We start from the raw sequence: 12768 nt of genomic DNA on the forward strand, positions 1-12768 counted from the left end.
GGGGTTGCCATGAAGCCCGTACTCCTCTACCTGCACGGTTTCAATTCATCCCCCGGCTCTGCCAAGGCGCAGCAGATGGCGGCCTGGGTGGCAGAGAACAGGCCCGATATCGAGGTGGTGATCCCGGCCCAGCCCAACACCCCGGCGGCCGCCTGGGCTGCCATCGAGCAGGCCATCGCCGACCTGAAGGCCCGCCACGGTAGCGCCCTGCGACTGGGCGCCGTGGGCAGCTCCCTCGGTGGCTTCATGGCCACGAGAGTGAGCGAGATGTACGGTTGCCGCGCTGCCCTCATCAACCCGGCGGTGCGCCCCCACGAGCTGCTCTGCGACTACCTCGGCCCCCAGACCAACCCCTACAGCGGCGAACGCTATGAACTGTTGCCTGGGCACATGGACGAGCTGAGAGCGCTGGCGGTGCCGGTGACTGCTCCCGAGCGGCTCTGGGTGCTGCAACAGCAGGAGGACGAGGTGCTCGACTATCGCAAGGCGCTGGACGAATACCGCTTTGCCCGTCTCTCCCTGGAGTGCGGCGGCGATCACGCCTTCACAGGCTTCGAGCGCTACCCCGCCCAGATCGTCCGTTTCCTCGGGCTCTAGCCATGCAACTGCCGTTGGCCGCCTTCCTCGAACAGGTGCTGGCCACGGCCCAGGCGGGGCTCACCTACTCCCGCGATCCCTTCGACATCGCCCGCTTCGAGGCGCTGCGAGCGGCCACGGTGACGCTCATCGCCAGCCAGAGCGAGCTGGCCCCCGACGCCATCGGCGACTGGATTGCCCTCGACAGCGGCTATCCCACCCCCAAGCTCGATGTGCGGGCCTTCATTCAGAACGATGCGGGCCATGTCCTGCTGGTGCAAGAGCGCAGTGACGGTTGCTGGACTCTGCCGGGGGGCTGGTGCGACATCGGCGATTCGCCGGCGGACGCCGTGGTGCGCGAAGTGGTGGAGGAGACCGGCCTCGTCTGTCGGGCGGTGCAGCTGCTGGCGTTGTTCGACAAGCTCAAGCATCCCCATCCCCCGCAGCTGCCCCATGCCCACAAGGCCTTCTTCCTGTGCGAGGTGACGGGCGGCGCTCTGCTTACCGACACCGATGAAACCAAAGGGGCGGGGTACTTCCCCATCGACGCCTTGCCCGAACTCTCCCGCCACCGGGTGGTGGCGTCCCAGTTGCGCACCTTGCATGACCATCTGTCGCAGGGGCGGGGGGATACCCTGTTCGATTAACCGGTTCGCAGCCTGACACTGCGGCAAGGAGGCAGCATGATCACACGCATCGGCAATACCCTCATCCAGAAGAAACACAAGGCGAGCTGCCACTGCGGCGCCGTGGTGCTGGAGCTGACCCTGCCGGATGGCGTGGTGGATCCGCGCCGCTGCGACTGCTCCTTCTGTCGGCGGCGAGGGGCCATCGTCGCCTCGGTGCCGCTCTCCGGCATCCGCATCCTGCAAGGGGAGGCGGCGCTTCGCTGCTACCAGTTCAACACCCGCACCGCGAAACACTACTTCTGCAGCGTCTGCGGCATCTACACCCATCACCAGCGCCGATCCAATCCGGCGGAATATGGCTACAACCTCGCCTGTCTTGAGGGGGTCAACCCGTTCGATCTGGGAGAGGTGCCGACCCGCGACGGGGTGCATCACCCGGCAGATACCGTGGCCGATTGAACGCGAGGTGACTGCCCCGACGGGGGGCGGGGAGGACGGGCGAGGCGTTGTCGTGCCACTCCCGTGACGACGCCTCAGGGGTCATCTGCTTGTGTAGCCCCCGCCATGGCTGTGTTAACCTTGCCCTGTCCGTCTCCCGGCGGACCCCGGCCTCTCTCTTCATTCCATCTCTGCCAACAGGGGGCACACCCGTGACGACTGCTTCAGCGCTGCCGGATCTGATCCTCGGGGCCTCGCTCTACTTTCCGCCTCTGTTCAAGGCCGTGCTGCTCGGTCTGCTGGGCTGGCTGCCGCTGCACCATCTGCTGCGGGACTGGCTCTACGGCGGCGAGGTGTGGCACCCCCTGCTGATGGATCTCTCCCTCTTCATCCTCGCCGTCAGCGGCGCCCTATGGATATTGCTACATGGCTAAATCACCCCTTGCGACCCTCAAATACCTCTCCACCCTGCTGGTCTTTGCCCTGGCGCTGGTGTCGCTCTGGTGGCTGTGGAACGACTACATGCAGGGGCCCTGGACCCGGGATGGCAAGGTGCGGGCCGAGCTGGTCAGCATCACGCCCCAGGTGTCGGGCAAGATCGTCAGGATAGGGGTCAAGGACAACCAGCTGGTGAAGGCGGGGGAGCTGCTCTTCACCCTGGATCCCGAGCCCTATCGCATCGCGCTGGACAACGCCAGCGCGGCCCTGGCTAAGGCCAGGTCGGATCTCGACAAGGCGGAGCACGAGGCGAACCGTCGCCAGAGCCTCTCCCGCACCGTCATCTCCGCCGAGGCGGTGGATGAGTCCAGGCTCAATGCCCAGGCGATGAAGGCGGCCTATGAGGTGGCCCAAGCCAATCTGGAGCAGGCCAGATGGTCCCTTGCCCGGACCGAGGTCCACGCCGCGAGCGACGGCTACATCACCAATCTGCAGGCTAGGGTCGGCAACTACGCCACCGCCGGGGTGCCCCTGGTGGCCCTGATAGACACCCACTCCTTCTATGTGCAGGGCTATTTCGAAGAGACCAAGCTCAGACACATCGCCCCCGGCAAACCGGCCGAGGTGGTGCTCTACAGCGGGGATCGGGTACTCAGGGGGGAGGTGGAAAGCATAGGGCGCGCCATTCACGATCAGAGCCTGGAAGGCAGTGAGGGGCTGCTGCTCGACGTCAAGCCGAACGTGCCCTGGGTGCGTCTGGCCCAGCGGGTGCCGGTGCGGATCAGGCTGCTGGCGATTCCCCCGGATCTGGTCTTGATCGCGGGCACGACCTGCACCATCACCATAGGGGACTAGAGTGATCCCCTCGCTCTGGCGCCAGACCCCCTGGGGCAAGGCCAACGGTGGCCAGTGGCGCTACGCCCTGCGCAATGCCCTGGCCATGTGCCTGTCGCTCTGGCTGGCGTTCGTGCTGCAACTCGACTCTCCCTACTGGGCCATGACCTCCGCCGCCGTGGTGAGCTTTCCCACCGTGGGGGGCGTCATCAGCAAGAGCCTGGGGCGGGTGGTGGGCAGCCTCATCGGCGCCATGGCGGCGGTGATGATCACCGGCCTTGGCATCGGTGATCCCTGGCTCTTCAGCCTGCTTATCGCCCTCTGGTTGGGGGGTTGCACCTACATCTCCAACCACCATCAGAACAACGTCTCCTACGGTTTCGCCCTGGCGGGCTATACCGCCGCCATCATCGCCTTCTCCTGCGTCAACCTGACCGACCCGCAACATATCTTCGACATCGCCCAGGCCCGGGTGAGCGAGGTGATCGTCGGCATCCTCTGCGGTGGCCTGATGATGATGATCCTGCCGAGTTTCTCCGATGGCGAGACCCTGCTGGACTCCCTTGGCAAGAGCCAGACCCGGCTGCTGGAACATGCCCAGCTGCTCTGGCTCGGGGAGACGGGCGCCGATGTGCGCACCGCCCACGAGGGGGTGATCGGTCAGATCCTCACCCTGAACGTGCTGCGCATCCAGGCCGTCTGGAGCCACCACCGCCTGCGCCGCCACAACCAGTTGCTGAACTATCTGCTCCATCGCCAGCTGAGGATGGTCAGCCTCATCTCGGGGCTGCGCCGCATGCTGCAACATTGGCCAGAGGACGCAGTCGACCCGGCCCCCATGCTGGCCGCCGTGCTGCGGGAGCTGGGGCAGGGGGGCTGCGACAAGCTGCGCATCGCCCGCCTGATGGCGCCCTTCGTGGCCCGTTCGGGGAACGATTATCGCTGTCAGGCCTTCTGGCTGCGGCTGCGCCACTTCTGCTGGAGCTACCTGGAGTGTCAGCGCTGGCTGGAAAGGCTGGCCCGCCACGATGGTCAGGAGTGGCCGGCGCCGCCGCGCCACAGCTCTCTGACCAGCCACACCGACGGTTTGGAGGCGGCCTACAACGGTGGGCGCACCTTCCTCTGCGTGATGCTGGGCTGCACCTTCTGGATCCACAGCCAGTGGGATGCGGGCGCCGCAGCCCTGACCCTGCTCGCCATCTGCTGCGTGCTCTATTCCGCCACCCCGGCCCCTGCCAAGGGGGCCCAGACCATGCTCAAGGCCATCGTGCTGCTCAGCTTTATCTGCTTCGGGGTCAAGTTCGGGCTGATGATCCGCATCGACGACTTCTGGATCTTCTGCGCCCTGCTGTTCCCCGCCCTCATCACCCTGCAACTGCTGAAATTGCAGCGCCCCCAGGGGGCGGCGCTCTGGGGTCAGCTCATCGTGCTGCTCGGCTCCTTCCTCGCCATCACCAATCCGCCGAGCTACGACTACCTCGCCTTCGTCAACAGCAGCCTTGCCCAGGCACTGGGAGTGATGAGTGCAGGGCTGGCGTTCCAGCTGCTGCGACCTAGCTCGGATCGGCGCAAGAGCCGCCGCCTGATGCATCGTCTGCGGCGTGATTTCGTGGACCAGCTGGCCCCGGCCCCGCAGCAGAGCGAGGGGGAGTTTGAATCCCGGGTCTATCACGCGGTGAGCCAGCTCAGCCAGAGTCAGGATCAGGGGGCCCGGCTCTGGGTGCTGCGCTGGGGCGTGGTGCTGCTCAATTGCAGCCATATCGTCTGGCAGCTCAGGCTCTGGCGCAGCCGGGATCCGGCCCTCTATCTGGTGCGGGACGGCTGTCTGCGCTGCCTGAAAGGCATTCTGACCGAAGGGGGCGTGCAGCACGAGACCCTGGGGCGCACCCTGGCGGAGCTGGACCGCATCAGCCAGGGGCTGGGGGAACATGCAGACCCGGCGGCCCGGGCACTGGCGGGGCTGGTGTGGCGACTCCACTGCTCCCTCTCCCAGCTTGTGCAGGCCCTGCCCGGGGAACCCGCCTGATCCCGGGCGGGGAGGCCGGAGCCCCTCTGGATCACCCTTTGCGAGCGCCCCATTTGTCCCGGGCCCTCCCAGCGAGTAAGATTCCCCCCAAACGTCAATTCGCAAGGCCCTCCATGTCCACTCAATACAATGCGGATGCCATTGAGGTCCTCAATGGCCTTGAACCGGTGCGTCGCCGCCCCGGCATGTACACCGACACCACCCGGCCCAATCACCTCGGCCAGGAGGTCATCGACAACAGCGTCGACGAGGCGCTGGCGGGTCACGCCCGCAATCTGGAGGTGATCCTGCACGAGGATCAGTCCCTCGAGGTGATCGACGACGGTCGCGGCATGCCGGTGGACATCCACCCGGAGGAAGGGGTCTCCGGCGTGGAGCTGATCCTCTGCAAGCTGCACGCGGGGGGCAAGTTCTCCAACAAGAACTATCAGTTCTCCGGTGGCTTGCACGGGGTGGGGATCTCCGTGGTGAACGCCCTCTCCGATCGGGTCGAGGTGACGGTGCGCCGGGACGGCCAGGTCTATGACATCGCCTTCGAGCGGGGCGAGAAAGTGCAGGAGCTGACCATCACCGGCACCTGCGGCCGTCGCAACACCGGCACCCGGGTGCGCTTCTGGCCAGAGGCGCGCTACTTCGATTCGCCGCGCTTCTCGGTCTCCAAGCTCGAGCACCTGCTCAAAGCCAAGGCCGTGCTCTGCCCGGGCCTCACCATCAAGTTCCTCGACAAGAACACCGGCATCAAGCTTGAGTGGTGCTACGAAGACGGCCTCAAGGATTACCTCATCGATGCGGTCAAGCAGTTCACCTGCCTGCCGGAGCAGCCCTTCGTCGGCTCTTTCAGCTCCGAGCAGTCGGCGGTGGACTGGGCCCTGTGCTGGTTGCCGGAAGGGGGCGAGTGCCTCGCCGAATCCTATGTGAACCTCATTCCCACCGCGCTCGGTGGCACCCATGTCAACGGCCTGCGCCAGGGGCTGCTCGATGCCATGCGCGAGTTCTGCGAGTTCCGCAACCTCTTGCCGCGCGGGGTCAAGCTGACCCCGGAAGACATCTGGGATCGCTGCGCCTACATCCTCTCCATCAAGATGCAGGACCCGCAGTTTGCAGGGCAGACCAAGGAGCGACTGTCGTCCCGCCAGAGCTCGGCCTTCGTGTCGGGCGTGGTGAAGGATGCCTTCAGCCTCTATCTGAACAGCAACACCGAGCTGGCCGAACAGCTGGCGGAGCTCTGCATCTCCAGCGCCCAGCGCCGGATGCGAGCCGCCAAGACGGTGGTGCGCAAGAAGATAACCCAGGGCCCGGCCCTGCCCGGCAAACTGACCGACTGCGGCTGCGCCGATCCCATGCAGGGGGAGCTCTTCCTGGTGGAGGGTGACTCCGCGGGCGGCAGTGCCAAGCAGGCGCGGGATCGCGAATTCCAGGCCATCATGCCCCTGCGCGGCAAGATCCTGAACACCTGGGAGGTGGAGGCCGGTCAGGTGCTCGCCTCCCAGGAAGTACACGACATCTCGGTGGCGATCGGGCTCGACCCCGACTCCGACGACCTCTCCGGCCTGCGCTATGGCAAGGTGTGCATCCTCGCGGATGCGGACTCGGACGGTCTGCACATCGCCACCCTGCTCTGCGCCCTCTTTGTGAAGCACTTCCGCACGCTGGTGGAAAAGGGCCATGTCTATGTGGCCATGCCGCCCCTCTATCGTATCGACATCGGCAAGGAGGTCTTCTACGCCCTCGACGAGGACGAGAAGAACGGCGTGCTGCAACGGGTCGAAGCCGAGAAGAAGAAGGGCAAGGTGATGGTGACCCGATTCAAGGGGCTGGGTGAGATGAACCCCAAGCAGTTGCGGGAAACCACCATGGATCCCAACACCCGCCGCCTGGTGCAGCTCACCATGGGCGCGGAAGGGGGGGCAGAAGGGGAAGATGGGGACGAGACCCTGCAACTGATGGACATGCTGTTGGCCAAGAAGCGCGCCGGTGATCGCCGCGAATGGCTGGAAGAGAAGGGCAACCTCGCCATCATCTAAAGCGAGTCGCAAGTACCCCACCCCGGCCCTCCCCTTCGCAAGGGGAGGGGGAGGTTGGGAGGGGGTCTTGTGATTCACCGTCGGCCCCTTGCCGACCCGCATTTCCGGCGTGCCCTCTGAGGGCGTGCCATAGCAAGAGAACAACCTTATGAGTGATGCTATCGAGCTCAGTCTGTTGGATGAAGTAGAGCGCCAACCAGCTCCCGAACCGAAAGAGATAATCACATGAGTGATGCCATCGAGCTCAGTCTGGACGGGGTAGAGCGCCAGCCAATGCGCACCTTTACCGAACAGGCTTACTTGAACTACTCCATGTACGTCATCATGGATCGGGCCTTGCCGCATATCGGCGACGGCCTCAAGCCCGTGCAGCGGCGCATCATCTACGCCATGAGCGAGCTGGGTCTGTCGGCCCTCTCCAAGCACAAGAAGTCCGCCCGTACCGTGGGTGACGTGCTGGGTAAATATCACCCCCATGGCGACATCGCCTGTTACGAAGCCATGGTGCTGATGGCCCAGCCCTTCTCCTACCGCTACCCGCTGGTGGACGGTCAGGGCAACTGGGGTGCGCCGGACGATCCCAAATCCTTCGCCGCCATGCGTTATACCGAGGCGCGGCTGTCACGCTTCTCCGAACTGCTGCTCTCCGAGCTCGGCCAGGGCACGGTGGAGTGGACGCCGAACTTCGACGGCACTATGAAGGAGCCGGTGGTGCTGCCCGCCCGCCTGCCGCACATCCTGCTCAACGGGGTGACCGGCATCGCGGTGGGGATGGCGACCGATATCCCGCCCCACAACGCGCGGGAAGTGGCCCACGCCTGCGTGGAGCTACTAGATAATCCCAACGCCGGTTTGAACGATCTGATGGCCCATGTGCAGGGGCCGGACTACCCGACCAACGCCGAGATCATCACGCCGCGGGACGACATCCGCAAAATCTACGAGACCGGCAAGGGCTCCATCAAGCAGCGAGCGGTGTGGAGCGAAGAGGATGGCGACATTGTCATCACGGCGCTGCCCCATCAGGCCTCCGGCGCTAAGATCATGGAGCAGATCGCCGCCCAGATGGTGGCCAAGAAGCTGCCCATGGTGACCGATCTGCGCGATGAATCGGACCACGAGAACCCGACCCGTCTGGTGATCGTGCCGCGCTCCAACCGGGTGGACGTGGAGGGGCTGATGGCCCACCTGTTCGCTACTACGGACTTGGAGAAGAACTACCGGGTCAACCTCAACATCCTGGGTCTGGACAACCGGCCCCAGGTGAAAGACCTCAAGACCATCCTCACCGAGTGGCTGAGTTTTCGCCGCGAGACGGTGCGCCGCCGCCTGCAGTATCGCCTCGACAAGGTGCTGGCTCGCCTGCACATCCTCGAAGGCTTGCTCATTGCCTACCTCAACATCGACGAGGTGATCGAGATCATCCGCACCGAAGAGGAGCCGGGCCGGGTGATGATGGAGCGCTTCAACATCAGCGAGAACCAGGCCGAGGCGATCCTCGAGCTCAAACTGCGCCACCTGGCCAAGCTCGAAGAGTTCAAGCTGCGCGCCGAGCAGAATGAACTGGCGGAAGAGCGCGACAAGCTGGAACTGATCCTGGGTTCCGAGCGCCGTCTCAGCACATTGCTCAAGAAAGAGATCCTGGCGGACGCCGAGAAGTACGGCGACGATCGCCGCACCCCGCTGGTGGAGCGCGCCACCGCCGTGGCCCTGACCGAGAAGGAGCTCACCCCGAGCGAGCCGGTGACCGTGATCCTCTCCGACAAGGGCTGGGTGCGCGCCGCCAAGGGCCACGACGTGGATGTGGAGGGCCTCTCCTACAAGGCGGGAGATGGCTATCTCGCCCACGCCCATGGCCGCAGCAACCAGCAGGCGGTGTTCCTCTCCACCCTGGGACGTACCTACTCCCTGGAGGCGCACACTCTGCCCTCCGCCCGCAGTCAGGGCGAGCCGCTCACCGGCCGCTTCGCGCTGGGGGCCGGGGAAGAGGTGCGCCATCTGGTGATGGGTAACGAGGGCGAGCCGTATCTCATCTGTTCTGACGCCGGTTACGGCTTCGTCTGCAAGTACGATGACCTGATCGGTAAGAACAAGAACGGCAAGGCGCTGCTGACCGTGCCGGAAGGGGGCATCGTCATGGCGCCCCAGAGGATAGGCGCGCCGGACACGGATCTCTGCATGGCCATCTCCAACGAGGGGCGCATGCTGCTGTTCCCGCTCAATACCCTGCCGGTACTCGGCAAGGGCAAGGGCAACAAGCTCATCAGCATCCCGTCGGCTCGGGTGAAGGCGCGGGAGGAGTTTGTGGTGATGGCTGCCGTCATCCCCCAGGGCCAGTCGGTCACCCTGTTTGCCGGCAAGCGCAAGCTGACCCTCAAGCCAGCTGACCTTGACTACTACCGCGGCGAGCGCGGCCGCCGTGGCGCCAAGTTGCCCCGCGGTTTGCAGCGAGTCGATCGTATCGAGATTGAAGCTGTTGCTGGTGGTGAGCCGGTGGCGGGGGAAAATCAGGAAGGGTGATAAACAATAAGGGAGCGATTAGTCGCTCCCTTTTGTAAAAACTATGTCATATATTCTTTGATAATGCATGATATCTCTTTTTCGTCACTCCAAATGTAGGAGAAACCACTGGTCAATGTTATTTCTACATTATCGTTAATTATAAGGTAACGGTCATGAGAGCGAGCAAATCGGTTGAACTCAGCTTGAGTTGTGTCACATTTTGTCACTGTCCACTTACCATTTAGATTACATCTGCTCTCAATGAATGGACCATTCAGTCTTTCCGCATTTTCAACATAAATTATATTTAAGTGTTCATCTGGTAGTAAGTCAAATAGTTTTTTGTTGTCTTCTGTTTTTGAGAAGTACTTATCATGGATGAAGACTTTTTTTGCATCCTGCAAAATTGTAGAAAGATATTTTTGTAACGGATTGCGATCTTCTCCATGTAACTTGCTTATATTGTAGTTTCGTTTTACATGGTGTTCTTTGAGATTGAAATATGGTGGGGCAACATTATCACTCGACTGTGTGATTATAAACTTAAATAATGTTTTTTTTGATAATTCCTCTAACGTAAGATGACAGAGATCTCCTGCATTTAATAAGGCTGGACGTAGATCGTTGTAAATTTCTTCTGGAAGCCCGTGGGTCTCTCTGCAACGTTCTATCTGAGCTAAATTGGTTAATATATCTAATTCTACATTGCCAATTAAAGCTTCATATGCTTTTTTTTCTTTAGTACTTAAAGTGCCTGATAGTGATGCTCTTTTGTATATGCTGTATAGCTTATCTGAAAGAACCACTTTGTACCTGAAATTTGACATAATGTACCTAGCGTAAACTCAAGAGTGTATCAACACTTGCATCAAAGAAACCGGAAGGAAAACTAAGTCTGTTTTCTTCGAAGTCTACAAAATGACCATTTTCATCTAATAATAAAGTTTCAAATGGCATTGTAGTAGATGGTTTGTAATGAATCACCACGCTTTGGTTGTTAATTTTCTCATTACTTACTTCCAGCCTAATTCTATTAATCAAATGCTCGCAGTGTGTTTCCACAATAAGTTGAATGCCCTTGCTTGCAATGAAAGATAGGAATACACCCAATAGAGCTTGAGATTTAGGGTGAAGTTGAACTTCGGGGTTCTCTAATAAAACCAAATCCCCACTTTTTGCCATCAAACAAATTATCAACACCTTGGCAATATAGCTTATACCAGCACCTAGGTTAAACGGTGATACATTACCTTCAATATCTTTTACGTTAAATGAAACTTGTACTCGGTCTCCAATTTTCTCGGTAACGAGTTCAACGTCCGTGTCTGAAATAAATGCCAGCCATTGAGTTAGTTGATATGCTAACGTGCTAGAGTCTTCGAACTTTACAAGTTCTTTTGGTAGTGGTTCTCTTTTTATTTTCTCATAGTGAGAGAAGAGATATTCCCCTATAATGCCAACTTTTCTCTCCGAGAATGGCACATAGTCTTGGGCTCCTATACGATTGGCATTTAAATAGAATATTTCCGGTTTATCTTTATCAACTATCGATTCGAATTGATATTGTAGGGCTGAGTTCGTGCTGATTGCATCAGATGAAATATCAATGGCATGTGATATACCATTATTGTCTACAACTTGTACTGTTATTATTTTTGCATTTACATGTTTATTTCTTATGGCAGAAAATTGATCTAAATATCGTAATAACTCCTCCATGCTATATCTGTTTGCGGTTACACTATATTTTATGAGCAACATTAATGCTTGAAGGACCGTAGATTTTCCTGAGGAGTTAGCCCCTGTGAAAATAGTTAGAGGAGCCAATATTAGTTCGGCTCTATCAATGCTTTTCAAATTCTCTATTGTTAACTTATTAAGCATTCTTTATTTCCTCGGTAATTTTAAGTGCAAGTTCAAATCTTAATTTCACCTGTTCCTGAGTGTCTATTGAACCCGCGAAAAAATCTCTCTCATCAATTTCCGATTTCCAATTGTCAACAATTTTTTTTGCTTTTTCATCATTCACGTGGTCATGTTCTAAATAGCAAAAAGAAAAAACCAACATCTCAAATAGAGCCATATTTACAGGGCGTCTATTTCCACCATTTTTAGCTGAAAAACGAAAAGCTTCATTTCCTAGGATTTGGTAAACGTTCTTCATGCCTAATAGACAAACAGCTTTAGCATGTTCAATTAGATCAAGTGATGATTGCTTGTTTAAATATTTCATCACTGTTGCTAAAAAAGCATCAATGTCCGAACGATATTTAATTCCTGTTAATTGGCCTGTTATTAATAGGTAGAAAGAAACAAATCGTAAAACTAAGTAGCGATCGCGCATACGGTTTGGTTTTACGCCATCTCCGGTAGCTAATCTAAACTCGTTACTTTCAGCAAGTTCTTGAATTAATGTTGTTGCTTTACCTTGGTAAAGTGCATGACGCATTTCTTGCTTGTTAAGGTTTACGCCCCCCCGATTGACGCGTTCAAAAATATTGAATTTTACATATTCTGGGGTCGGCGGTTGAATTACATATGAGTGCAATTGATAATCTTCTAGCTTTGCTTGAAGTAGTAGCGGGATATCAAAAAATCTTTTCCCTTTTAAATTAGGGAGCATGGATAGTTCAGTAAGAGGGAATTCATTGTTTAGGAACCCTTTAAGAGCTGTAATACGTTGTTTTCCATCAATGATCTGCCTTACACCATCTTCATCTTCAAACAGATAAATGAGAGGGATAGGAATCCCCATAAGAATAGACTCAATGAGTTCTGATTTATGCTTTTTATCCCAAACATCAGTGCGTTGGAAATCAGGTGCTAGTACCAAATCGCCTCGACTCTCACGTCTGAGTAGCTCAAATACACTGGACTGTTCTTTAGTGATCCGAAGTTGGGTATCTGTACCCATTTGATGAGGATGAGAGGTGAGCTCCAGCTCATCTTGCCCTTCAAACTCAACCACATTGTCATCAGTATTTTTCATGAGCTATGCCTTGGGATTGATGCTGCTCCGAATTCTATCATTTTGGCAAAGCCAAGTAACGCATCCCCATCTTATGCAGACAGACCGCAGGAGCCTCTTTTGTTGGGGTTATGTAGGTATGCCAGCGAAAACAAGTCACCGTAAGGCTAGCTGTTATCCATCGGAGCTCTTCTTTCCCATTGGCATGGCGTCTGCGGTAGGGTGGCGCCCTAGGCTGTGTTCTTAAAGTGATGAAGATATAATCTCACATCTTCTCAACAGCTTAAGATCCATTCCGTGTCCCGCCGTTATCAGCTGACTGATGCACAATGG

11 protein-coding genes are annotated in these 12768 nt (G+C 57.9%); 8 read left to right on the forward strand and 3 right to left on the reverse strand.

Features of this window, described 5'->3' with window-relative positions:
* Positions 1–9 precede the first annotated feature (9 nt).
* From PG879_RS10525 to parC, 8 genes are all read left to right on the forward strand, one after another.
* The gene (locus PG879_RS10525; protein ID WP_045523103.1) at positions 10–597 is read left to right on the forward strand and encodes a YqiA/YcfP family alpha/beta fold hydrolase; all 588 of its coding nucleotides are present in this window, start codon (positions 10–12) and stop codon (positions 595–597) included.
* 2 nt (positions 598–599) lie between these two features.
* Positions 600–1223, forward strand: coding sequence for an NUDIX hydrolase (locus PG879_RS10530; protein ID WP_134997472.1), 624 nt, complete (start codon positions 600–602; stop codon positions 1221–1223).
* A gap of 36 nt (positions 1224–1259) precedes the next feature.
* The gene (locus PG879_RS10535) at positions 1260–1664 is read left to right on the forward strand and encodes a GFA family protein (RefSeq protein WP_213319783.1); all 405 of its coding nucleotides are present in this window, start codon (positions 1260–1262) and stop codon (positions 1662–1664) included.
* 170 nt (positions 1665–1834) lie between these two features.
* Positions 1835–2077 (forward strand): DUF1656 domain-containing protein, encoded by a 243-nt coding sequence (locus tag PG879_RS10540; protein ID WP_039039819.1) that lies wholly within the window; start codon positions 1835–1837, stop codon positions 2075–2077.
* Positions 2070–2936: an efflux RND transporter periplasmic adaptor subunit gene (locus PG879_RS10545; RefSeq protein ID WP_128345308.1), complete on the forward strand. Its 867-nt coding sequence runs from the start codon at positions 2070–2072 to the stop codon at positions 2934–2936. The genes PG879_RS10540 and PG879_RS10545 overlap by 8 nt, the downstream gene beginning before the upstream one ends.
* 1 nt (position 2937) lies before the next feature.
* A complete protein-coding gene (locus PG879_RS10550; protein ID WP_270830147.1) occupies positions 2938–4941 on the forward strand; it encodes an FUSC family protein in 2004 nt (667 codons plus the stop codon).
* Positions 4942–5054: 113 nt separating this feature from the next.
* On the forward strand, positions 5055–6965 hold the full coding sequence (gene parE / locus PG879_RS10555; protein WP_042877707.1) for a DNA topoisomerase IV subunit B: 1911 nt from the start codon (positions 5055–5057) through the stop codon (positions 6963–6965).
* 225 nt (positions 6966–7190) lie between these two features.
* Positions 7191–9485: a DNA topoisomerase IV subunit A gene (gene parC / locus PG879_RS10560; protein WP_270830148.1), complete on the forward strand. Its 2295-nt coding sequence runs from the start codon at positions 7191–7193 to the stop codon at positions 9483–9485.
* Positions 9486–9526: 41 nt separating this feature from the next.
* Here the strand turns inward: parC and PG879_RS10565 are convergent, their stop codons facing one another.
* The 3 genes from PG879_RS10565 to PG879_RS10575 are packed head-to-tail and all read right to left on the reverse strand — an operon-like array spanning position 9527 to position 12456.
* The gene (locus tag PG879_RS10565) at positions 9527–10294 is read right to left on the reverse strand and encodes a hypothetical protein (RefSeq protein ID WP_270830149.1); all 768 of its coding nucleotides are present in this window, start codon (positions 10292–10294) and stop codon (positions 9527–9529) included.
* Positions 10295–10301: 7 nt separating this feature from the next.
* Positions 10302–11351 (reverse strand): AAA family ATPase, encoded by a 1050-nt coding sequence (locus tag PG879_RS10570; RefSeq protein ID WP_270830150.1) that lies wholly within the window; start codon positions 11349–11351, stop codon positions 10302–10304.
* The gene (locus PG879_RS10575) at positions 11344–12456 is read right to left on the reverse strand and encodes a DUF262 domain-containing protein (RefSeq protein WP_270830152.1); all 1113 of its coding nucleotides are present in this window, start codon (positions 12454–12456) and stop codon (positions 11344–11346) included. Before PG879_RS10575 ends, PG879_RS10570 begins: the two co-directional genes overlap by 8 nt.
* Between the last annotated feature and the right edge of the window lie 312 nt (positions 12457–12768).

The sequence above is a fragment of the Aeromonas sp. QDB63 genome, assembly GCF_027707425.1.
Taxonomy (GTDB): Bacteria; Pseudomonadota; Gammaproteobacteria; order Enterobacterales; family Aeromonadaceae; genus Aeromonas; species Aeromonas caviae.